The organism is Erysipelothrix sp. HDW6B, from assembly GCF_011301115.1.
In the GTDB taxonomy this organism is placed as follows: domain Bacteria; phylum Bacillota_I; class Bacilli_A; order Erysipelotrichales; family Erysipelotrichaceae; genus Erysipelothrix; species Erysipelothrix anatis.
On the sequence record NZ_CP049860.1, the window covers coordinates 335,384 to 358,085 of the forward strand.

Annotated in this window: 22 protein-coding genes; 20 read left to right on the forward strand and 2 right to left on the reverse strand. The window is 38.5% G+C overall.

Annotation, left to right across the window (positions count from 1 at the left end):
• Positions 1 to 61: 61 nt before the first annotated feature.
• The 9 genes from G7061_RS01555 (at position 62) to G7061_RS01595 (ending at position 11,021) form a co-directional block, all read left to right on the forward strand.
• Complete coding sequence (locus tag G7061_RS01555; RefSeq protein WP_166118176.1) at positions 62 to 1,777, forward strand: ABC transporter ATP-binding protein; 1,716 nt, start codon at positions 62 to 64, stop codon at positions 1,775 to 1,777.
• Positions 1,746 to 3,434 (forward strand): ABC transporter ATP-binding protein, encoded by a 1,689-nt coding sequence (locus tag G7061_RS01560; protein WP_166118179.1) that lies wholly within the window; start codon positions 1,746 to 1,748, stop codon positions 3,432 to 3,434. The genes G7061_RS01555 and G7061_RS01560 overlap by 32 nt, the downstream gene beginning before the upstream one ends.
• 109 nt (positions 3,435 to 3,543) lie before the next feature.
• Complete coding sequence (cdaA, locus tag G7061_RS01565) at positions 3,544 to 4,977, forward strand: diadenylate cyclase CdaA (protein ID WP_159639730.1); 1,434 nt, start codon at positions 3,544 to 3,546, stop codon at positions 4,975 to 4,977.
• Positions 4,970 to 6,361: a YbbR-like domain-containing protein gene (locus G7061_RS01570; RefSeq protein WP_159639729.1), complete on the forward strand. Its 1,392-nt coding sequence runs from the start codon at positions 4,970 to 4,972 to the stop codon at positions 6,359 to 6,361. Before cdaA ends, G7061_RS01570 begins: the two co-directional genes overlap by 8 nt.
• A 29-nt stretch (positions 6,362 to 6,390) precedes the next feature.
• Complete coding sequence (gene glmM / locus G7061_RS01575; protein WP_159647009.1) at positions 6,391 to 7,713, forward strand: phosphoglucosamine mutase; 1,323 nt, start codon at positions 6,391 to 6,393, stop codon at positions 7,711 to 7,713.
• A gap of 10 nt (positions 7,714 to 7,723) precedes the next feature.
• Positions 7,724 to 8,380, forward strand: coding sequence for a response regulator transcription factor (locus tag G7061_RS01580; protein WP_159634410.1), 657 nt, complete (start codon positions 7,724 to 7,726; stop codon positions 8,378 to 8,380).
• A 35-nt stretch (positions 8,381 to 8,415) separates the two neighbouring features.
• The gene (locus G7061_RS01585) at positions 8,416 to 9,699 is read left to right on the forward strand and encodes a cell wall metabolism sensor histidine kinase WalK (RefSeq protein ID WP_236262174.1); all 1,284 of its coding nucleotides are present in this window, start codon (positions 8,416 to 8,418) and stop codon (positions 9,697 to 9,699) included.
• Positions 9,700 to 9,704: 5 nt separating this feature from the next.
• A complete protein-coding gene (locus G7061_RS01590; RefSeq protein ID WP_159634407.1) occupies positions 9,705 to 10,427 on the forward strand; it encodes an NYN domain-containing protein in 723 nt (240 codons plus the stop codon).
• Between the two features lie 30 nt (positions 10,428 to 10,457).
• A complete protein-coding gene (locus G7061_RS01595; RefSeq protein ID WP_166082671.1) occupies positions 10,458 to 11,021 on the forward strand; it encodes a nucleoside triphosphate pyrophosphatase in 564 nt (187 codons plus the stop codon).
• A 216-nt stretch (positions 11,022 to 11,237) separates the two neighbouring features.
• On the opposite strand, the gene G7061_RS01600 is transcribed toward G7061_RS01595, so the two are convergent.
• Positions 11,238 to 11,951 (reverse strand): ankyrin repeat domain-containing protein, encoded by a 714-nt coding sequence (locus G7061_RS01600; RefSeq protein WP_205700103.1) that lies wholly within the window; start codon positions 11,949 to 11,951, stop codon positions 11,238 to 11,240.
• A gap of 266 nt (positions 11,952 to 12,217) precedes the next feature.
• Here G7061_RS01600 and G7061_RS01605 point away from each other — a divergent pair, with 266 nt between their 5' ends.
• The 11 genes from G7061_RS01605 (at position 12,218) to G7061_RS01655 (ending at position 22,330) form a co-directional block, all read left to right on the forward strand.
• Positions 12,218 to 13,372 (forward strand): hypothetical protein, encoded by a 1,155-nt coding sequence (locus G7061_RS01605; RefSeq protein ID WP_166118182.1) that lies wholly within the window; start codon positions 12,218 to 12,220, stop codon positions 13,370 to 13,372.
• Between the two features lie 337 nt (positions 13,373 to 13,709).
• Entirely contained in the window at positions 13,710 to 14,315 is a 606-nt protein-coding gene (locus G7061_RS01610; protein ID WP_159634398.1) for a TetR/AcrR family transcriptional regulator, read from the forward strand.
• 16 nt (positions 14,316 to 14,331) lie between these two features.
• The gene (locus G7061_RS01615; protein ID WP_166118185.1) at positions 14,332 to 14,652 is read left to right on the forward strand and encodes a hypothetical protein; all 321 of its coding nucleotides are present in this window, start codon (positions 14,332 to 14,334) and stop codon (positions 14,650 to 14,652) included.
• The gene (locus G7061_RS01620; RefSeq protein WP_166118188.1) at positions 14,639 to 16,564 is read left to right on the forward strand and encodes a V-type ATP synthase subunit I; all 1,926 of its coding nucleotides are present in this window, start codon (positions 14,639 to 14,641) and stop codon (positions 16,562 to 16,564) included. The genes G7061_RS01615 and G7061_RS01620 overlap by 14 nt, the downstream gene beginning before the upstream one ends.
• A 1-nt stretch (position 16,565) precedes the next feature.
• Positions 16,566 to 17,045: a V-type ATP synthase subunit K gene (locus G7061_RS01625; protein WP_159634392.1), complete on the forward strand. Its 480-nt coding sequence runs from the start codon at positions 16,566 to 16,568 to the stop codon at positions 17,043 to 17,045.
• The gene (locus tag G7061_RS01630; protein ID WP_159647019.1) at positions 17,045 to 17,620 is read left to right on the forward strand and encodes a hypothetical protein; all 576 of its coding nucleotides are present in this window, start codon (positions 17,045 to 17,047) and stop codon (positions 17,618 to 17,620) included. The genes G7061_RS01625 and G7061_RS01630 overlap by 1 nt, the downstream gene beginning before the upstream one ends.
• Positions 17,610 to 18,275, forward strand: coding sequence for a hypothetical protein (locus tag G7061_RS01635; protein WP_166118191.1), 666 nt, complete (start codon positions 17,610 to 17,612; stop codon positions 18,273 to 18,275). The genes G7061_RS01630 and G7061_RS01635 overlap by 11 nt, the downstream gene beginning before the upstream one ends.
• A complete protein-coding gene (locus tag G7061_RS01640; RefSeq protein WP_166082677.1) occupies positions 18,265 to 18,576 on the forward strand; it encodes a V-type ATP synthase subunit F in 312 nt (103 codons plus the stop codon). The genes G7061_RS01635 and G7061_RS01640 overlap by 11 nt, the downstream gene beginning before the upstream one ends.
• Positions 18,577 to 18,587: 11 nt before the next feature.
• Positions 18,588 to 20,354, forward strand: coding sequence for a V-type ATP synthase subunit A (locus tag G7061_RS01645; protein WP_159639720.1), 1,767 nt, complete (start codon positions 18,588 to 18,590; stop codon positions 20,352 to 20,354).
• On the forward strand, positions 20,341 to 21,714 hold the full coding sequence (locus tag G7061_RS01650; RefSeq protein ID WP_255466695.1) for a V-type ATP synthase subunit B: 1,374 nt from the start codon (positions 20,341 to 20,343) through the stop codon (positions 21,712 to 21,714). The genes G7061_RS01645 and G7061_RS01650 overlap by 14 nt, the downstream gene beginning before the upstream one ends.
• A 1-nt stretch (position 21,715) precedes the next feature.
• The gene (locus G7061_RS01655; protein WP_166118194.1) at positions 21,716 to 22,330 is read left to right on the forward strand and encodes a V-type ATP synthase subunit D; all 615 of its coding nucleotides are present in this window, start codon (positions 21,716 to 21,718) and stop codon (positions 22,328 to 22,330) included.
• Between the two features lie 72 nt (positions 22,331 to 22,402).
• Here the strand turns inward: G7061_RS01655 and G7061_RS01660 are convergent, their stop codons facing one another.
• The gene (locus G7061_RS01660) at positions 22,403 to 22,606 is read right to left on the reverse strand and encodes a cold-shock protein (protein ID WP_159634380.1); all 204 of its coding nucleotides are present in this window, start codon (positions 22,604 to 22,606) and stop codon (positions 22,403 to 22,405) included.
• Positions 22,607 to 22,702: the final 96 nt, after the last annotated feature.

A 22,702-nucleotide genomic window follows, 5' to 3' on the forward strand; every position in this document is an offset into this window, starting at 1 on the left:
AGGGATAGAGTTTTTTTAACGTCCGAAGTGGTGTATAATTGTGAAAGAAACAGGGTGACTTATGGATTATTTTAAAGGTTATAAATTTAAATCAGTTGCAGCTGTAACTGCAAAACTTGTGGAAGCGATATTTGAACTTATCTTACCGTTACTCATGGCAACACTTGTTGACCAAGGGATTAAAGGCCAAGATATGAATGTCGTGTATCGCATGGTTATTTGGATGTTTGTACTCACATTGTTTGGATACATTTCATCATTGGTATGTCAATACTTGGCATCTCACGTATCACAGCGTGTTGGTGGTCGAATTCGGACGGCAGTTTTTGCAAAAATCATGGGATTCTCCAAAGAGTCGTATGATTTATACCCCAGCGCAACACTTGCCAATCGCATTACGACGGACATAAACTTGATTCAAGATATGATTGCTCGTGTTATCCGTTTGGGCGTTCGCGCCCCAATTTTGATGATTGGGAGTCTTGTCGCACTTTCGGCAATTAGTGGGAAACTATCGTTACTCTTGCTAGCATCATTTCCCCTCTTTGTACTTGTCGTTGTTGGATTTATGTTTATGTCCATGTTTGGACATAAAAAAGCAGCCTCCCAACTTGATCGATTGGTGTCAAAAGTTAGTGAATCGTTAAGTGGTGTTCGAATTATTCGTGCATTCTCAAAACAAGACGATTCTAAGAAAACATTTGATCAAGAAAATGAACTGTTAGAAAAATATCAACGTAAGGTGGGTGTAATTACAACGTTATCAAGCCCCGTGACGACATTAATTATGAATCTCGTACTGGTTGTTCTTATCTATGTTGGGGCAATGGAAATTCAAGTGGGGACCATGACGCAAGGTGAAATTATTGCGGTTATTAATTACTGTACACAGCTTGTCCTGACTTTAATTGTAACCATGAATATTATGATGATATTCTCCAGAGGCTATACATCCTCAATTCGTGTACGTGACATTATGCAAACAGAAGTTGTTGTGAGTGACACAGGAACTGAAACAATTAAAGATTCAATGATATTACAGTTTGATGACGTTTACTATCACTACCCTGAAGAAAAACGAAATGTCATTCAAGCGATTAGTTTTGAACTGAAACCTGGTGAAGTCATGGGGATTGTAGGATTAACGGGGAGTGGAAAATCAACACTGCTTAAATTAATTCCACGATTTGCGGATGCAACGCAGGGAACGGTCCGTATTAATAACCAACCGATACAAGATTATCAACTTAAAAATTTACGCGATAATATCGGATTTGTATCACAGAGTGCACAATTTATTAAGGGAAGCCTCGAATACAACATTTTGTTAGGTGGGTCAGGCGATGCATCACAAGCTCTAATTGATGCTCAAGGGGCAGATATTCTCAATAAAGGTTTGGATAGTGTTATCGAAATGGAAGGGAAAAACCTTTCGGGTGGACAACGCCAGCGGGTCAGCATTGCTCGCGCTCTTGCTAAAAAACCAAAAATTCTTGTATTTGATGATAGCTTTTCCGCTTTGGACTTTCTTACCGATCGAAATTTACGTGATAGTTTGGCAAAAAACTATGCCTCAATGTCTCAGATTATAGTCAGCCAGCGAACGACATCAGTGATGGGCGCTCACAAAATTCTCGTATTAGATGATGGGAAAATTGTTGCATCTGGGACCCATGATGAACTCATGCAAGCGAGTGAGTTGTATGCGACAATTCACCGTATTCAAACTGAAGGAGGTCAGACAAATGAAAAAAACGAAAGTCTATCTCTTACTTAGTATCACGATTATTTGCTCGCTTTTGGCAGCAATCACATTAGTATTAACCCCATTCTATCTAGGGAAAGCGATTGATTTTATGATCGGAAAAGACAATGTCGATATGGTTGGTGTTGTGGAAATGTTGAAGATTGCGCTAATGCTTTATGGCGCCAACTTTATACTTACATGGCTCGTCTCACTCTTTGCGAACCAAGTTTCAGTAGGGGTAGTTGGTAGTCTTCGTGAGAAGCTCTTTGCGCACATCAATAAACTTCCTGTCGGTTATTTAGATACCCATTCTCATGGGGATATTCAATCACGATTTGCAATGGATAGTGAATTAATTCTGGACGGTATGTATCAACTGATTACCCAGTTAATCGGAGGTATATTTGTTGTTGTTATATCCGCCTATTTTATGTTCTCAATCAATGTGATGATGACAGTAATTGTAATTGCACTTGTACCCCTTATGTACATAACATCACGATTAGTCGCAAAACACTCTTTGCAACTTTATAAAAAACAACAAGCCATTGCCGGTGAAATAAGTGGTACGGTGAATGAATACTTTGCCAATAACACACTGTTACTTGCATACAATCATCAAGAAGACGCCATTGCTAAATTTGAAGCCCTAAATGCAGAGTTGAATGATGTCGGTGAACGGGCTCAGTTTATTTCGGCAATTACAAATCCAACAACACGCGTTGTCAACAATATTAGTTATCTCTTGATTGGTTTGGTCGGTGCTTTTGCAGTTCGTGAATGGGGACTAACAGTAGGACTACTCACAAGTTTTATTAGCTATTCAATGATGTTCTCAAAACCCTTTAACGAATTTAGTGCGGTAGTAGCTCAAGTAATGGCTGGTCGTGCATCGTTAGAACGAATTAATGCGATTCTTGAGGAGCCACTTGAGAGCAACAACGATCATGAACAAAAACTAGACGGTAAGGTTGTTTCCTTCGAAGATGTTCAATTCTCTTATGTTGAAGGAAAACCTTTAATTAAAAACTTAAGTCTCGATATTAAACCGCTCTCTAAAGTGGCGATTGTTGGTCCTACAGGTGCGGGAAAATCAACATTGATCAACCTCTTAATGCGCTTCTATGACATTGATTCAGGAAGCATTAAAATTGATGGGGTTGACTTACAATCAGTGAGCAAACAGTCGATTCGCGATACAATGGGAATTGTACTTCAAGATCCATGGCTCTTTGAAGGAACGATTCGAGACAATATTAAATACGGTAAAGTAGATGCCAGTGATGAAGCAATGTTTGAAGTTTCGAAACAGGCAGGATGTCATGATTACATTATGAGCCTCGATAAACAATATGACACGATGATCGCGTTAGAGTCCAAGAACATCTCGTTAGGGCAACGTCAGATGATTACAATCGCACGGGCACTGCTCGTCGATGCACCAATAATTATTCTTGATGAAGCAACAAGTAGTTTGGACGTTGTTACCGAACAACATATTCAAAGTGTCTTTGTTAAAATCATGGAAAAACGAACCAGTTTCTTTGTAGCACATCGCCTTTCAACGGTGATTGACTCCGATGTCATTCTTGTCATGAAAGATGGGCAATTGATTGAACAAGGAAACCACGAAGAATTAATGGCTCAAGAAGGCTTCTATCACAAGCTCTATATGAGCCAGTTCTAAATGATAATGTCATGAAAAAATCACATATTGTTTGTGAAATATGATATTCTATAAGACGTACATATACAAATTACGAAAGTGATATAATAAAAAGACCAGGGAGGTACTTATGGAGTTTACCCTACAAACATTACAGACGATTATTCAACAATTAAAAGTCGTTGCAGACTTCTTAATTATATGGGTTCTCGTGTATTACGTACTCAAAATTGTTCGTAATAATTCAAGAACAGTACAGATATTTAAAGGAATAATCCTTATTGTTGTTATGCACTTCATCGCAACGAAGATGAACCTAACAACAACTGCATCCTTATTAGGCATTGCTTTACAATACGGACTACTTGCATTCGTGGTTATTTTCCAACCGGAAATCCGCAACATGCTCGAACGTCTTGGAAAGACATCAGTTTTCTCAACATTGCATTCACTTTCAGGAAATGAAAAAGAACGCCTTGTTGATGAACTTGTCGAAGCAACACGAATCCTGTCACAACGTAAGACAGGTGCTTTAATTACGATTGAACAAGGTCACTCACTCACAGACTATATTAAAACTGGTAAAGTTTTAAACTCAGCAGTCACAAGTGATCTTTTAACTTCGATATTTGTAACTTCAACACCACTTCATGATGGTGCGGTAATTATTCAAGGGGACCGCATTGCTGCTGCATCTGCATACTTCCCACCAACAACGGTTGATTTACCTACAAAATACGGTGCACGTCACCGTGCTGCGATTGGTATCTCCGAAATGACAGACTCAATCACAATTGTTGTTTCAGAAGAAACCGGAACAATCTCAATTGCGGAAGGCGGACGTCTTCGTGAAATGGATGAATCCAGCCTACGTGACTACTTAAATCTTGTTATCCAAAATATGGAAAAAGAAGTAAGTCATGCCGTTTCAACACGCCGTGCGCGTCGATTAAACTTGTCAAAACTCAACATCGATCCAATTAAGATTGAAAAAATCAATGCTGATGACATCATGATTAAAGATTTTGATGAAGAGCAAGAGGACAACATGGATGTATCACGCCTCATGAATATCTTTAAACGTAAGCCAAAAGAACCAAAAGTTAAGAAGGCGACAGAAGAAACACCTAAGGCATCAGAATCGGCGAAAAAACCAGCCGAGGAAAAACCAAAGGCACCGGATGAGTCCATTCGCAAACTCTTTAAGAAACACAAAGTCGAAGATGAAGTATCAGCTACTCCAGATACAACACTAGAAACGCCTGTCGAAACAGCAGTTGAAGCGCCAATCGAAACAATCGTTGAAGAGACAATCGAAGAAACGCCAACAAAAGTAAAAGCAAGCAAGAAAAAAACATCAACAACAAAAAAAGATGATGTCGATGTTGAAAAAGTAGAAGAAACAACCCTCGATGTAGCGGGTGATGTTGCAAAAACAACAAAGACCAAAAGTACAAAAACAAAAAAAGTAACCGATACAAAGACTGTCGTTAAAGAAGTCAAAGAAGAGGCATCCGAAACCGTAATCCCTTCAGAAACGGAAGGAGGTAATGACAATGAGTAACAATAACAAAAAAGATGAAAAAAAGCCGATTGATTCTTCGGAAGAAAAAGTCGAAATTGCACAATATATCGCTGATAAGTCGCAGAAAATTTCAAAACGAACAGAAGCATTAGCGAATGGAACGATGCGTGTTCTTCGTTGGATGAGTGACTGGTTTGACCGTTTCCTATTCAACCCACGCCACAGTAAACTTGTCGCATTTGCCGTTGCCCTTGTCGTATACCTCGGATTCAATTCCCAAGGTATCATGACGGCACCACTTGAATATACAAAACCAGATGTTGTTGTGCCAGTATCTGTCACATACAATGCAGAAATGTATGAATTAAAAGGTGTTGACGAAGAAGTTAAAGTAACCTTTATTGGATCACAAAGTGATATTGGACTCTTGAATGTCAACAGTGCCCTCAAAGTAGAACTTGATTTAAGTGGTTTAACGGAAGGAACACACCAAGTTAAATATAAAATTGATGGTGTTTCTCCACGCATTAAAACGATGATTGAACCATCCACAGCAAATGTCAAAATCATGACAAAAGAAGCTGAGAAGAAAGAACTATCATCAGACTTTATTAATATGGACAAACTCAATCCGAAATATGTATTGGGTGAACCAGAACTCGAACTTCGTGAAGTTTCGATTCGTGGATCACGTGAAACATTGGATCAAGTAGCATTCGTAAAAGCATTAATCGATGTAAGTGGTCAAACACAAAACTTTGAAACCGATGCACAAATTGTCGCTTATAACCAAAAAGGAGAAAAACTCGATAAAGTCGATATTATTCCACAAACGGTTAAAGCGAAAGTAGCTGTTAATGAAACATATAAATCCGTGCCAATTCGTCCAATCTTTGAAGGTGACATGCCAGCTGGTAAAGCTGTCAGCCAATGGAAGATGGATGCGGAGTCAATTACGATTTATGCACCAAAAGAAATTCTCGATAACATCGATGAAGTTCGTGTTCCAATTCCAACATCGGCACTGACATCCGACACCAACAAGTTGTCACAAACTGTAAGTTTACCAGCAGGTGTTCGTCATGGTACGGTATCTAAAGTTAACATTGAAGTTCAACTTGGACCAGTGGTCTCACAAAAAGTTGATAATGTAGAAATACTCTTTACCTCAAATGTGAACGATCTGAAACCAAGTGTTAACGGACTTGATCAGGCCGTAATTTCACTCGAAGTCTTCTCAACAGAAGAAAACATTAAAGAATTCAAACGCGAAAATTTACGAGTATATATTGATTTACGCAATGCAGTCGTGGGTGATGGCCAACAATTACCATTATTCATTGAATACAACTATCCAAAATCAGGAGTTGTTTACCGCATCGTACCCGAAAAAGAAACAATTACAGTAGATATTATCAAGTAATGCTTAGGTCATAAATGAAGGAGATTAAAATGGGAAAATATTTTGGAACAGATGGAATTCGTGGTAATGCGAATGAGAAACTCGATGTCGCGATCGCGATGAAAGTCGGAGCATATCTCGGACACCTTCATAAAGGAAAAAACATTGTTGTTGGACAAGACACACGCTTGTCCTCCACCATGTTTGCAAGTGCCATCGCAGCTGGAGCAACTTCAACTGGGGCTCATGTATACATGTTAGGTGTATGTGCAACTCCTGCATTAGCCTATACAGTCAGCAAGGGTGATTTTGAAGGTGGTGTCATGATTTCCGCAAGCCATAACCCATTTAATGACAATGGTCTCAAGGTTTTCGCATCGAATGGTATGAAAATTCCAAACGAGTTAGAGCTAGAAATCGAATCCTACATTGATGGTGAAATCGCTATTGATGTCGCGACAGGTGCAGAGATTGGCCAAGTTATTGAGTACCATGAAGGTCTTGAAAAATACTTGAGCTACGCTGAAGGCCTTATTGACGCACGCTTTGATGGATTAAATATTGTACTTGATCTTGCGAATGGGTCTGCAACATCATCAGCAGAACGTGCGTTCAAAGAATTAGGTGCAAATGTTACAGTGATGCATGGAAATCCAGATGGTATTAATATCAATACTAACTGCGGTTCAACACATCCAGAATCTCTCATCGAAAAAGTCAAAGAACTGAACGCTGATATGGGATTTGCATTCGATGGAGATGCTGACCGCTGTTTAGCAGTTAATGAGCACGGTAAACTTGTCGATGGTGATGAAATTCTCTTTATTTTGGGTCAATACCTTCGTGATAAAGGGATGCTTAAAGAGGATACAGTGGTCTCAACAGTCATGGCTAACCTTGGCTTTATGAAGTGCTGTGAAAAGATTGGACTTAACATTATCACGACTGATGTTGGAGATAAGAACGTCTTTGCAGAAATGGTTAAAAATGACTATAAGCTCGGTGGCGAACAATCAGGACACATCATCCTTAAAGATTATGCAACAACTGGTGATGGTGTTTTAACCGCTCTTGTTATTGCAGAAGTTGTCGCAAAAGCACAACAATCATTAGGAACCCTTGGTAAAGACTTTGTCCAATTCCCACAACTCCTTGAAAACCTAAAAATTGAAGATAAAAATGTTATTATGAATCATCCTGATGTCCAATCAGCAATTGAACGTATTACAAATGAACTTGGTGATGCAGGCCGTATCTTAGTACGCCCATCCGGAACTGAACAACTGATTCGTGTAATGGTTGAAGCAGAAACAAACGAATTGTGTAATCATTACGTGAATGATATGATGAATGTAATCAAAACTATTCAATAGAGGTGATCCTATGAAACATGTTATTAACATTGTTGAAGATGAAAAAGATTTGAATGAACTTGTAAAAAGCTACTTAGAAAATGCTGGATACGAAGTGCGCTCATATTTTACCTATGAAGAAGCGCGCATTCATGCGCAAGATGATGATGTCCATCTCTGGATATTAGATATTATGTTGGATGACAAGAGTGGTTATGATCTCATTGAGCTTGTAAAATCTCATGATCCATCCACCCCCGTCATTTTCATGTCAGCAAGAGATAAAGAGTTTGACCGCATTATTGGGCTTGAAAAAGGAAGTGATGACTATATCACAAAACCATTCTCCCCAAAAGAACTTGTTTTAAGAGTTAATAATATAATCAAACGTGTCTATAGCCAAGATATTCAAACCGAAGTTGACGGCTATGTCATCGATGAAAAACAACGAAAAGCATCCAAAGATAACTATGAATTAGAATTAACAACCAAGGAGTTCGATCTCCTCATGCTGTTTGTCAAAAATAGAGGTGTTGCCTTTACACGTGAACAAATTCTTGTCCATGTGTGGGAAACCAACTATTTCGGATCAGATCGTGTTGTTGATGATACACTCCGCCGTCTTCGCAAGAAGATGCCAGATCTTAATATCCAAACAATTTATGGCTTTGGATACCGACTCGGATAGTGAAAAAATTCGGGCAGTACATAAGAAAGTTATCGTTGACGCAGCAATTAGTATTGATTGTTGTTTTGACGATGACTTTCTTTTTATTCTTTATCTTTGGAACTATTTCGAAGAACATGGATGTTCTCGTTGATTATCAGATTTATGATGTTATTAAACTCAAACAACAAGATGTCATTTACAATTATACAAATGATATCGAAGACCCGTACTTATTTGGCGCTCCCAATCCAAATATGATACATATTATTAGCACTCCAGATGGGAAGTATTTGTCCAATGGTATGGAAACCCTCGATAAGCGTCTTCTCAGACAAATCGAGATCCAAATGGATAATAATCAATATGGTGACTCAGTAAATTATATTTACTCCGATTCAAGATTGTATACAATAACCAATATCCCTTCAAAAAATGCATCAATTGCGACCATTATATCTCGCGACTATAATGATGCATTTAAAGACATGATGTTGAATAGTGTTGTTAATATCTTAATGGTATTAATTGCATTGGTATTTATGACTCTCTTAATTTGGGTATCGTCGATTATTCACCCCCTCAATGTAATTCGAAACTATATTGAAAAAGTAAAACGGAATGAAGATGCAACACTGGTTATAAACCGTGAGGATGAAATTGGCCAGTTAGCAGAAGTTTTGGTTGAAATGAATGATGTTATCCGACATCAAGAGAAAGTTAAAGAAGAGATGATTCAAAACATTTCTCATGATTTAAAAACACCAATCGCAACCATTAAATCATATGGAGAAGCAATCAAAGATGGTGTTTATCCTTATGAAACACTGGAAAAGAGTGTCGATGTTATTATTGAACATGCTGATCGTTTGGAGAAAAAAGTCTACAATCTACTAACTTTAAACCGAATGGATTATTTAACGTCTGAACAAATTGATCAGAATCACGAATTTGAAGTAAAGGAAATTATCGAGCAAGTAATTGTATCATCGAATCAGTTGCGCCAAGATGTCAGTATTGTAGTTGTTGGAGACAATAGCTTAATCTATGGATCCGAAGAGCCATGGCGTGTCGTGATTGAAAACTTATTAGATAATGCGTTACGGTACGCACAAACAGAAATAGTTATTGAAACCGATGATCACATGATTTCTGTATATAATGATGGAAGTCACATAGCTGAAGGAAAAATTGAACAGTTGTTCAAAGCTTATGAAATGGGCGAAGGTGGGCAATTTGGTTTGGGCTTATCAATTGTCCACAAAGTTACATCGAATTATGGTTACCATGTATCCGCAATCAATACAGAACATGGCGTTATCTTTAAAATAGAGAGGTAGAACCTATGCAAACAAAAAATGATAAACGAATTGCGGTATTAATCGATGCCGATAATATCCCGTATAGTAACATTGGTGGTGTCTTGCGCGAAGTCGCACGTTATGGAACACCAACCATTAAAAGAATTTATGGAGACTGGACCCGTCAAACTGCATCAGGATGGAAAAGCCATTTGCTATCACATGCTATTACACCGATTCAACAGTACTCCTATACAACAGGTAAAAATGCAACAGACTCGGCGCTAATTATTGATGCTATGGATATACTCTATGAAGGAAATGTGGAGCGCTTCTGTCTTGTGTCGAGCGATTCAGACTTCACGCGTCTTGCAGTTCGTTTGCGTGAGTCAGGCAAATATGTCATCGGTATGGGTGAGCAAAAGACACCGACTGCATTTATTGCGTCGTGTGATAAATTTGTCTATATAGAAAATATTGAGAAAGATGTGCCAGCTGTACGTCCATCTGTAAATGGACAACAAACCGCGGATCAAAAACTGTACGATCTTATTGCAGAATCGGTCAATGACCTCGCTGACGATAATGGATATGTCTTTATGGGTGATTTAGGAAACCATATCATCAAAAAGCAACCAGACTTTGACCCACGTAGTTTTGGCTTTCATCAGTTAACACCACTCGTTAAATCGATGAATGCATTCGAAATTGAAGAACGACGAATTCCAGATACTAACGTGAAACATGTGTATATTCGGAACAAATAGTTTATAATACTATTTGGAAAGAGGAAGTTTATGCATAAGAAATTAGTTTTAGCGAGCCAATCCCCACGTCGTCGCGAATTGGTTACATTTTTAGGAATACCATTTAGTGTTGAATCACCAACATCAAATGAAGTCTTAAACACAGTACTTTCGATTGAACAACAAATCGAAGATTTGGCCCACCGTAAAGCCAAATCAGTATTCGAAGGTTCACAGGATAATATTGTCCTGGGTTCTGATACAGTTGTCGTGTTGGATGGAAAAGTACTGGGTAAACCTAAAGATGAAGAAGACGCATGTAGCATGTTACGATCATTATCAGGTCGTACGCATGAAGTCATTACTGGCGTAGCGTTGATTTCAAGCAACCTTGAACGTGTCTTCTCAGTCAAAGCAACAGTAACGTTTTTTGAATTGAGTGACGAAGAAATTAAGAATTACGTAGCAACTAAAGATCCAATGGATAAAGCTGGTAGCTATAGTATCCAAGGACATGCGGCATTGTTTGTTGAGTCTATTGTCGGTGATTATTACACCATAATGGGACTCCCAATCTCACGTGTCTATCAAGAGTTGAAAGAAGGAAAGTGGTAATTTACCACTTTTTTTTTACGTTTGTAACATCAAATAAGGTGTTCGTAACATATTGAACCGAATCATAAAGAAAAAAACTATAATAGTTTTGTTACCGGATATGGGGTAACGCCTTTCAATGAAGAAGAAACTGCAATAAAACTATAATGATACCGGTATACCGGTTAATGTATACAAAAAAAAGATATCTGGGCCATCAGATATCTTTTTTTATATTTATTGGAGGATTGCTATCATCGCATCAAACTGACGCTCTTGGGCATAGTCAAGGGCTGTTTTGCCGCTTTTATCGCGGATGTTGGTATCTGCACCGTTGTCAACGAGTATTTGGACGATATCTTGATAAGTTTTGCTTCCATCGGTAAGTGCTACGGCCTCAATAAGTGCCGTGTAGCCAAAATTATTTTGAAAGTTGATATCAATGTTCGGATTTGCGACCAGCAAGCGTACGGTATCAATATGACCTTTCTCAGCTGCAGGAATGAGTGTGTTGCCGCCATATCGGTTAACTACGGAAAAATCGATATCAGCATGCTGTAACATATAATCCAAAATTTCAGTCCGTCCTTGTGCACCAGCATAGAGGTACGCTGAGTCTTGAATTGTATCTTGAAGGTTAACATTGGCCCCGTTATCGATTAACAGTTGCGCAATCTCTATATTATTGTTGTGAGTTGCGATAAGGATAAGGGGTTCTTGCTTAGAGTTCGTGGCATTGATTTCGTAGGTTCCTGTGTTCAGGATTGACTGTAAAGTTGTAAGGTCAGAATCGGTAATGCTTTTTACGAGTGTTTCGGTTGATACATCAATCATAGTTGGTTCTCCTTGTGGTTTTTTGGGTGATGTATGTCGTTGTGCATACATGATCACTGTAACGATTAAAACAATGCCTACAATCACGATGCTTATGTTTCGAAATGTTTTGTTCATGGGTAGACCTCCTCTAAAACCAAGAATAGCACACTCTCAAGAAATCGGGATGGGATGTGCTCATGCGAATAATTGTGAGTAAAAGCAGGTATTGTACAAGCCTAAGCTAAAAACTCGCGAAGTGTTTCCAATGTATCGCGGTAATGAAGAATGTAGTGGTGAGTTAGGAATGTGTGTGCGATATGTGTGAAATTCCTTGATAAACTATGTATATCAAGCAAAACAGATACTATTTAAAAGGCTTGTGAAACTCGGGGGGAAATAATATGAAGCACACGCTGCGAAAATTTCTGGTACTACTTTTAGTTTTAGGTGTTGTATCAGGATGTACAACATCTGGTAAATCGAAAAAGGTAGAGTTGCCAGAAGACAAATATGAATTGGTCTTTGCACTTGAAGGTGAGAAGATTGAATTACCAATGAAGTTCTCAGATTTTGAGGCCTTAGGTTGGAAACCAATTGATGATACGTCAATCCAAATCAAACCAGATCGTAGAGAACTGATTACGTTCAAAAAAGATGATCTACAGGTATCTGCAAGGGTTATAAATCCAAGTAACAGTGTTATCACAGCTAAAGAAGGATACATCTTTAGTTTAACGATGGAAGGAGCCTATCAATCGGACGACAAAATAGCCAATGTCCAACTTTCTGGTGGGTTAAGTTTTGAATCGAAAAAAGAAGACATTATTGCGAAATTTGGAGAACCATCTGAAAGTCACGAAGGTAAAGACAAAGACTACGAATCCCTAACATATAATAAAGACAAATATGGAGACAGTGGTTACCGTTTTGTATTCATCAATTATGATGGTAAAGGCATGCGTTTAATCGAAATAAGTGTCTTTAATTCAGAACTAGACGATACCGTTATAAATGAAATCAATGGTGAAGTTTCAAAAGACGCGCCAGCAATTCATGCTAAATATAAAACACCAAGTGCATTGGGTGAAAAGTGGAATAGCTTTACCATTAAAATAAATGATGTCGTTTATCATTTACCAGCACCAGTTCCTGAATTTGTTAAAAACTCATGGACACTAGTCTCAAATGACGAAGTCTTAGCATCTGGCGATAGTAAATCTGGAGTAGATCTACGCTACGACAACTACACAACACGCATGGGTGTCTTGAACTACGATAACAATGCGAACTACTATTCAAACTCATTCGTTGTTAACTTTACATATGATAAAGATACAACACCACTAAAATTTGAATTACCAGGTGGTATTACTCAAGCATCAACAATTGAAGAGGTTGAAGCAGCATATGGTAAAGGAATTATTGATGATAGATCAAGTTACCGTACAGTTTTAGAGTACGGTGAATATAATGCGGGTATCTCATTCACATTCGATAAAGAAACAAATACAATGTCGAAAATGCGAATTACAAACGAAGTTAAAGAATTCAAATAAGAAAAAGCAGACTCCGGTCTGTTTTTTTTTTTCTTTTTTTTTTCATTCGATTCAAAAAAAAGCAATTCCAATATGAAAATGACGTGAAATGATTGTGGTGTTTCCGTGATATTTGGAAGGTTAAGGGTCTGTTAAGATTTCCGCAAAAAGGAGCATAGAGATCATCGCTGAAATATAATATCGTCCCTTAAACAAGACATCTAAGAACGCTCGCTGCACTCAAAAGATTAGATGATATTTTAAAGAATGGTCCTTGGAATCTTTGAAATATGATACAATTGTCTTAATTGACTAATGGTCAATATTGAAATATAATCTAGAAAATTGGAGTGAAACTATGGCAGAACATAAATTACCGGAAGTAAGAAAGAAAGAAATCGTAGCAAAAGCCTATGAGCTTTTTACAGAGTATGGTGTGGACAAAACATCGATTACACAAATTGCGAAAGCAGTTGGTGTGGCCAAAGGTTTGTTGTACTACTACTTTAAATCCAAAGATGAAATTCTAGATGCAGTAGTCGATAGTCTGTGTGAAGAACAGGTATCCATTTTGAGTCAACGCTTATCCAATCATGGACACGACGTTTTAGATAAAATTTTGATTCTACTCGATACTTTCTATGAAATTCATCCATACTACGGGCTAAGACCAATCCATCCAAACCAAGAAGATGCTTATTTAATTACATCATTTCATGAACGTTATCTTAAGTTTGCGGAAAAGATTGTCGAGCAAATTATTGAAGAAGGTCAGGCTCAAGGATACTTTCAAATTCAACATCCAAAACTTATGTTCGTTGTAACGCTTGAAGGAATCTATGGGTTAACCAAAGTATACCCAATCAGTAAACGGGAAATTACTGATCTTGTCGAGCAGTCACTAGCGATACCACATAATGCGTTGTATGAACGCAGTGCCGAGGTATTGACCAGTTTTTCATAAGAGAGGGTGAAGATTATTGAATAAAAAAATAGAAGCGATAAAGACTGTCGAAAAGTCATATCAAGACACGATCGAAAGCCTATCCCAGGTTTATGACGATATTGTGAGTGACTACAGGCACAAGGCACAAGAAGACTGTGCCAAGCAACAGAAAGTGCAAACTGAGGTGCAAAAGCAACGCAATGCTCAAGCAGTTCACAATGCCAAGGTTCGAGGTCAGGTGCTTCATGCAAAGTCGCAAGAATCAGAAGCACAGATTACGGCATATTATGAAGCCAAAAAAGACGTTGCATTAAATTCAATCATTGAGGAGGTGTTTGAGTTTGGCGATTGTTAAAATGAGTGAATACAAACTCTTTGTAAATTCGGAAAATGTCGATCATATAATGAGCGAAATGCAAAAATTTCAAACAGTGATGTTTGCAGAAAACCCAGAAGTCTACGAAGGTTTCTCACACTATAACTCAACCTATGATTTCGACCGAAATCTTGAAAAACAAGAACATATTCAAACTGTATTAAAAAAAATCAAAGAACTTGATAAGAAAAATAAGAAGAAGGATCGTATGAACCAACTTGGCATCCAATCAATGTCATTGAGTGAACTCAATGCTGTCATTGAGGAACACAGTTTGGGTGCGATTACTGACTTATTCTTGGAATTTAATGAACACGATAAGAAAACTTTTAAGCAATTTATCCATCACAGTCCGATTCGTAAAGGATCACTAACAACACAAGAAATCCGTAGTTTAATTCAACAAAAACCGATTATTGGTAATGTTCCAGCGGAGAACGTATCTGCAATCCTTGATGAATTAAACCCGATTGATTCGTTGTATTATATGCATAAATTTGAAAAAGGTGACCACTATGGTGTCTTTGTTATCATTCCATCATCTGAGAACTTTGAAAGAGTATCAATTATTACAGAAAAATATGATATGGAATATCGATCATCCACATCACTTCATATCCAAGATATTGTCCAGAAGATGAAAAATACACTTCAAGATATTTTAGATAAACGGGAGAATGAATATGAGATTTTAACACAGGTAAGTCTCTATATGGAAATTCTCCAAGCACATTATGAAGCGCTACGAAATGAGGCACTTCGCGAAACTGAAAAATTGAAATTTCAAACATCATCTCACGTTACACTAATTCGGGGTTGGGTAGAGACAGATGACGAAGGTGTCTTTCGAACCATGATTGATGCGGCAACGCAAGGGGCTTATGACTTAAGTCTCGAAGCGGCTCCGATTCATTCGCGTGAGGTCCCCATTAAATTGAGAAATAAACGGTTTGCTCGAGCATTCGAACCGATTACGAACATGTACTCTCAACCACAATATAATGAATTAGACCCAACACCGATTTTGGCACCGTTCTATGCATTTTTCTTCGGAATGATGCTGGCTGATGCTGGTTATGGTTTGGTAATGGCAATAATTTTATCAATTGTACTCAAAAAAATAACACTTAAACCAAGTGTGGAAAATATGGTTCGCCTCTTGCTGTACGTAAGTGCACCGACTATGTTTTGGGGTCTTATGTATGGCTCGTTTTTTGGTGGTTTAATTCCACTGACACCAGTTATTGATATAAACAGTGAATACAATCGTGTGTTGATTATGGCGCTTATGTTTGGCGTTGTTCATTTATTCGTAGGATTAGGGGTAAAAGGGTATATCTATTACCGTGATTATAAAAAACGTTACATTTTATACGATGTCATTTTTTGGTACTTGACACTTTCAGGTGTGGGTATTTTTGTGACGCAACTCTTTACCGATGCTTATGTGGCTTATATGGGATATGCCCAAATTGCGATGCTCATCGGGATGGTTGGTATTGTCCTCACAAATGGGCGTAATGCAAAATCTCTTGGAGGTAAAGCTGCCGGAGGACTCTACAGTTTATATGGCCTTACCAATTACCTGGGTGATGTTGTTTCCTACTCTCGTTTAATGGCATTAGGATTAGCGGGCGCATCAATTGGTGTTGCTTTCAACATGATGGTTGATATGGTCAGTGGCATGGGCATTATCGGTGTTATTGCCGGAGTCATCATCTTTATCTTTGGCCATACCTTTAACTTATTAATAAGTGGCTTGAGTTCGTATGTTCACTCAGCACGACTTACATACGTCGAATTCTTCGGTAAATTCTTCATTGGTGGGGGAAAACCTTTTAAAAACTTTATTGAAGAACCAACATACATTAAATTAGAAAAGGAGTATTAATATGTCATTCATGCAATATTTTATGGAATACGGAGGCCTCATATTTGCGGTCTTAGGAATGGGGCTTGTCGTTGCAATTCCAGGATACAATAGTGGAAAAGGAGTCGGTATGGTTGGTGAAGCAACAACCGGTTTAATTGTTGATGAGCCAGAGAAATTTGGTAAGAGTCTTTTACTTCAAATGATGCCTGCTTCGCAAGGTTTGTATGGCTTTGTTATTGCAATCATGACGTTAAGCCGTCTGCACGTCGGGATGGGCTTACAAGAAGGCTTATACATCTTTATGGCATGTTTGCCAATGATTATTGTTGGTGGGCCTACCGCACTTGCACAAGCTCGTGTTGCCGTATCAGGTGTTCATCTGCTAGCGCGTAACGAAAATGAAATGACAAAGAATATCATTTATGCAGTTATGGTTGAAACTTACGCATTGTTAGCATTTGTATCATCAATTATTATCTTAAGTACGGTGACGTTCTAATGACTCAAACAGGATTTGAATTGATCTTAGCATCGATTCAAAAATCTGCAGATGCATCATTTCAAGAAACGGTAGAACAGGCTCATAAAGCAGGTCAAAAACTCTATGATCAGATGATTCAAGAAGGTAATGAACGCCAATCACTTCGACTTAAAAAAATTGAAGCGGAAGCCAAGCAACTTGAGAAACGAACATTTCGAAATATCGAGAAACATGAGCATGAGCGGGTTGAGAATCTCAAACATGAATTTGTGTCACGAATTTATGATGATGTGATTGCGACATTTGAAGCCTTAAGCCCAGAACAAACAATGCTCTTGATGAATAATGCTTTGAGCAAAGACGAAACGAAAAAACCTCGTATTTTGATCTGCGAAGCGCATTATCAAGTGTGTTTGGAAACATTTGGCCAAGGATACCAAGTTGTCTGTGATTCATCCATTCAAAATGGTTTTGTACTCAATTACGATAACTATGATGTGAATGTAGAGTACAAACAATATTTTGAAATGAATCGGGAATTATTCACGACAAAAATATATCAAATTTTGTTTGGTGACCATCATGAATGCTAGTGTTTCAATGCTTAATGTGCTCCTGAATCGCGAAATCGCATCCTTGAATAAAGAAATTCAACGCGCATCAGGTCAAGAAGGACTCAATATGTATGCTGCCGATGCGATTATCAATGAGCATGTTTCGGATCTTAAAAGTATGCTTGTCCGTCACGGAATTGATGCACAGTATATCCAACTGATTACACTAACCTATGATCTCGAGACATCAAAAAAGGTTGATCAGCAACTTGACTACATGTTGCGTGAGGTATGCCAACAATCGTTTCACCTTAAAACTGCCAATCGCTACGCTGCAATGTTACTTGATTATGCGAATATACTTCGACATATGCAAAAGCAGGAAATTGATACAAGTGCAGTTGGCTTAATTCCAGCGGAAGCATACCAACGGTATGCTGATGTGAATCATTTATTGAGTCACAGTCCCTATCACACGACGATGCGTGCTGTAACAATCAATAACATCATGCGATATTTTGATGAGACGGTATTTCATTTCTTTGATGATATGCTTAGAGATCTAACGACTGAAGATGCAACATTTGTACTGGCAATTCAGTATATGTTGCGCCTCAACAATCTTAAGATTTATCTAAAACGTCCGTACTTAGATACGCCGATTGAAAAATATATAAGGAGATATGATGCATAATATACTCTATCTTTCCTATGACGATGGTCACGCGCTACTTGAGAGTATGGGCATCGCAGTGTATCGCGTTAAACGTCATGAATCAATAGCACCATTACTACGCGAACTGAAACAAAACCAAAAAGAACTTATCCTTGTGGACGAAACGATTTATCGCGACCACAAAGAAACTATTAACAATTATAATACCGACCCACTTTTAACCATCGTGATGTTATCGGATGGCGTTGGGTCCCATAAAGAAGCACAGAAGCGGCTCCACGAATCAATTGAACAAGCGATTGGAACGCTTAAAGTTTAGGAGGAATTAGTTTGAATTATGGAACAATAACCAAAGTATCAGGACCCTTAGTGGTCGCGAAAGATATCCCAAGTGCGCGCTTGTACGACACCGTTTATGTATCAGATAAGAATTTACTCGGTGAAATAATAGAAATACGCGGCAATAAAGCATCTATCCAAGTGTATGAGGAAACATCAGGCATCAAAATTGGTGAGCCAGTTGTTTCAACACATCGTCCACTCAGTATCGTTTTAGGACCAGGTATCTTGTCGCAAATTTTAGATGGGGTGGGACGAAATCTTGAAACGTATGCCAATAATGTTGGAGAATTTCTTGCCCGTGGCCTTCATTATGATGCTATCGATAAAGCAAAAAAATGGGACTTCATCCCAAGGGTTGCCATCGCTGATTTTGTAACTGAAGGCGAGATTGTCGGACATGTCATGGAGAATGGCATTGAACATCGTATTATGGTTCCTCACGGATTAAAGGGTGAAGTCATCCATGTCTACCCAGGAATGAAGGATGTTACAGAACCCGTAGTTGTCATTAAAAATGAAGAAGGAAATCATGACATTGTGATGATGTCCTATTGGCCCATTCGAAAATCGCGTCCCTACTTGCAAAAAGAAATGCCAAATGAACCGTTGATTACAGGACAACGAATTATTGATACGTTCTTTCCTGTAGCTAAAGGTGGAACCGCTTGTGTTCCAGGGCCCTTTGGGTCTGGAAAAACAGTTGTTCAACACCAGCTTGCGAAATGGTCCAACTCGGACATGGTTGTTTATATTGGATGTGGCGAACGTGGGAATGAAATTACAGATGTTTTGAATGAATTTCCACAACTTGAAGATCCCCGTACTAAAGAACCCCTTATGAATAAAACAATTCTTATTGCAAACACCTCGAATATGCCCGTAGCGGCACGAGAAGCATCAATCTATACAGGAATGACGATCGCTGAGTACTTCCGCGATATGGGCTACGATGTGTCGCTCATGGCTGATTCAACATCTCGGTGGGCAGAGGCCCTTCGAGAAATGAGTGGACGATTAGAAGAAATGCCAGGAGATGAAGGGTATCCTGCATACTTAAGTTCACGGTTGGCTGATGTTTACGAACGTGCGGGTATGGTCCAAACATTAAACAAACAACAAGGATCTGTGACAATGATTGGAGCTGTATCCCCGGCTGGCGGAGATTTGTCAGAACCGGTAACACAAGCTACACTTCGAATTGTTAAGGTATTCTGGGCCTTAGACGCATCACTCGCTCACATGCGTCACTTTCCCGCTATCGATTGGCTTGAAAGTTACTCGCTATACCAAAAACCTACAGAACGGTTTTTGAAACAAAATGTACATAAGCATTTTGTAAAAAATCGTCAAGAAGCCTTGTCGATTCTTAAGGATGAGCAACAACTGTTAGAAATTGTACAACTCGTAGGAAAAGATACGCTATCAGACCAAGACATCTTAAAATTGGAAATAGCACGCATGATACGCGAAGACTACTTACAACAAAATGCCTTCCAAGAAGAAGATACGTATACTTCCTATGAAAAGCAAGCCAATATGATGGTTGTCATTTTAGGATTCTATGCCCTTGCAAAAGAATATCTCATTCATGATCATATTCTAATTGGAGATATTACAAATATGGAGATACTCTACGATATTTCACGTATGAAATATCAACCAAGTGACAAAACACCAGAACTTTTAAAAATATTAGACGCAGCAGAAAAAGAATTTATGACATTAAAGGAAGGGGACAATCATGAAGGGTTATAAGAACATTAACGAAGTGGTTGGTCCGCTTCTCGTTGTTGAAAATGTTGAAAATGTGCAGTTTGATGAACATGTGGAAATCATCATCGATAAACACGACCGTCGAATTGGACGTGTTCTTGAAATAGAGGATGACAAAGCAATTATTCAGCTGTATGAATCAAGTATGGGAATTCGTCCAGACGAAACACGGGTTCACTTCCAAGGGAAACCAATGAGTCTGAAAGTATCGGAAACGATGTTAGGTCGCGTTTTTGATGGAAAAGGGGTGATTCGTGACAATGGACCACTGTTACTTGGTGATGCGGAGCGAGACGTAAATGGACGTGTCATGAATCCGTTACTTCGCGAATATCCCAACCAATTTCTTCAAACAGGTATTTCATCAATTGATGTGCTTAATACCCTGGTTGTTGGACAAAAATTGCCGATTTTTTCTGGATCAGGTTTGCCACACAACGAACTTGCAGCTCAAATCGTACGTCAAGCCCAAGTCTTAGATGACGATGTTGATTTTGCAGTTGTTTTCTGTGCGATGGGAATTTCCTTTGAAGAGTCACGTTTCTTTGAAGATGAATTCCAAAGAACTGGAGCAATTGATCGAACAGTTATGTTTGTGAACCTTGCGAATGATCCAGCAATAGAACGAATTCTTGCACCACGCATGGCGATTACCACAGCAGAGTATCTCGCATTTGAAAAAGATATGCATGTCGTTTTAGTCATGAGTGATATGAACTACTATGCAGAATCGTTACGCGAGATTTCAGCATCGCGACGTGAAATTCCAGGACGTCGAGGGTATCCAGGTTATATGTATACCGATCTTGCAACCCTCTATGAACGTGCAGGTAAACTAAAAAATAGAAATGGATCCATTACAATGATTCCAATCTTATCAATGCCTGAAGACGATAAGACGCATCCAATTCCCGATTTGACGGGATACATCACTGAAGGACAAATCATTATGTCTCGTGATTTAAATCAACAAGATATTACACCACCCGTTGATGTTTTACCGAGCTTGAGCCGTCTCAAAGATAAAGGAATTGGTACAGGTAAAACCCGTGAAGATCATGCTGATGTAATGAATCAACTCTTTGCTTCCTATGCACGTGGTAAGGAAACGGCAGAGTTGGCAGCAATTCTTGGAGAAGGGTCGCTCTCGAAAACTGACCGAAAATACCTAGAGTTTGCACGTCGTTTTGAGCGTGAGTTTATTGGTCAAGGATTTTATACAAATCGAAGCATAGAAGCGTCATTAGACCTGGGGTGGAATTTGCTTTCGATATTACCCAAAGTTGAGTTAAAACGTGTTCGTGATGTCTATCTTGATAAATACTATAAGAAAGTGGATTGATATGGCTCGTTTAAAAGTTAACCCAACACGGATGGAACTTAAAAATCTACAACGACGCTTGTTGATTGCAGAAAAAGGACACCGCTTATTGAAACAAAAGCAGGATGCCTTGATTCGTAATTTTATGGAGTATTATGAAGATGCATTAAATCTTCGCAAGCAAGTTGACTATGAATTTGATGTTCTGAATCAAGAATATAATTACGCATCATTAGAATTAAGTAATCAAACTTTGAATGCGATATTAAGAAACAATCAATCATCACCAAGTTTAAAAATGGAATTTCAATCCGTTATGGGCATTGATATTCCACATTATGAACTGATTCAAGGGGAAGCACCAGCCAAAACAACTTCGGTGCTTCTAACGAATTCCCATGTTAATACGATGCAGGAAGAGGGCGCTCAGAGTCTTCAACGAATCGTAGATCTGGCATCCCTTGAGAAAAAATGTTTCATGCTGTCGGAAGAGATTAAATTAACACGCCGTAGAGTTAATGCTCTCGAATATAAAACAATTCCAGATATCAAAGAAACAATTCGATACATTGAGTTGAAGATTGATGACCAAACACGAAGCCAACAAGCACGTGTGATGAAAGTCACAAATCGCTAAAAAGAATCAAGCGTCGCTTGATTCAAAGATAAATAAAAAAGGAGCCGAGGCTCCTTTTGTTGTATTCAGTTCTTATAAACCGCGTACGTTGTCAGCTTGTTTACCACGTTGACCTTCAACAATATCAAATGATACTGCTTGGCCTTCGTTTAATGTTTTGTAACCTTCTGAAACGATTGCAGAAAAATGTACGAATACTTCTTCGTTTGATCCGTCAACGATGATAAAGCCGAAGCCTTTTTCTGCGTTAAAGAATTTTACTTTTCCTGATTCCATAGAATAATACCTCCCTCTAAAATATGAAGCATGTAATAATAGCGTAAAGTATTATTGAATGTTTTGGTCATATTCTTTTTAAATATTATCACACTT

Excerpts from the sequence above, each read along its gene's own strand:
- G7061_RS01655 (WP_166118194.1), top strand. The coding sequence starts at position 21,716 with ATGGCTCGTTTAAAAGTTAACCCAACACGGATGGAACTTAAAAATCTA.
- G7061_RS01610 (WP_159634398.1), top strand. The coding sequence starts at position 13,710 with ATGGCAGAACATAAATTACCGGAAGTAAGAAAGAAAGAAATCGTAGCA.
- G7061_RS01605 (WP_166118182.1), top strand. The coding sequence starts at position 12,218 with ATGAAGCACACGCTGCGAAAATTTCTGGTACTACTTTTAGTTTTAGGT.
- G7061_RS01600 (WP_205700103.1), bottom strand. The coding sequence starts at position 11,951 with ATGAACAAAACATTTCGAAACATAAGCATCGTGATTGTAGGCATTGTT.
- glmM (WP_159647009.1), top strand. The coding sequence starts at position 6,391 with ATGGGAAAATATTTTGGAACAGATGGAATTCGTGGTAATGCGAATGAG.
- G7061_RS01555 (WP_166118176.1), top strand. The coding sequence starts at position 62 with ATGGATTATTTTAAAGGTTATAAATTTAAATCAGTTGCAGCTGTAACT.
- G7061_RS01625 (WP_159634392.1), top strand. The coding sequence starts at position 16,566 with ATGTCATTCATGCAATATTTTATGGAATACGGAGGCCTCATATTTGCG.
- G7061_RS01650 (WP_255466695.1), top strand. The coding sequence starts at position 20,341 with ATGAAGGGTTATAAGAACATTAACGAAGTGGTTGGTCCGCTTCTCGTT.
- G7061_RS01630 (WP_159647019.1), top strand. The coding sequence starts at position 17,045 with ATGACTCAAACAGGATTTGAATTGATCTTAGCATCGATTCAAAAATCT.
- G7061_RS01660 (WP_159634380.1), bottom strand. The coding sequence starts at position 22,606 with ATGGAATCAGGAAAAGTAAAATTCTTTAACGCAGAAAAAGGCTTCGGC.
- G7061_RS01640 (WP_166082677.1), top strand. The coding sequence starts at position 18,265 with ATGATGCATAATATACTCTATCTTTCCTATGACGATGGTCACGCGCTA.
- G7061_RS01595 (WP_166082671.1), top strand. The coding sequence starts at position 10,458 with ATGCATAAGAAATTAGTTTTAGCGAGCCAATCCCCACGTCGTCGCGAA.
- G7061_RS01590 (WP_159634407.1), top strand. The coding sequence starts at position 9,705 with ATGCAAACAAAAAATGATAAACGAATTGCGGTATTAATCGATGCCGAT.
- G7061_RS01560 (WP_166118179.1), top strand. The coding sequence starts at position 1,746 with ATGAAAAAAACGAAAGTCTATCTCTTACTTAGTATCACGATTATTTGC.
- cdaA (WP_159639730.1), top strand. The coding sequence starts at position 3,544 with ATGGAGTTTACCCTACAAACATTACAGACGATTATTCAACAATTAAAA.
- G7061_RS01570 (WP_159639729.1), top strand. The coding sequence starts at position 4,970 with ATGAGTAACAATAACAAAAAAGATGAAAAAAAGCCGATTGATTCTTCG.
- G7061_RS01580 (WP_159634410.1), top strand. The coding sequence starts at position 7,724 with ATGAAACATGTTATTAACATTGTTGAAGATGAAAAAGATTTGAATGAA.
- G7061_RS01635 (WP_166118191.1), top strand. The coding sequence starts at position 17,610 with ATGAATGCTAGTGTTTCAATGCTTAATGTGCTCCTGAATCGCGAAATC.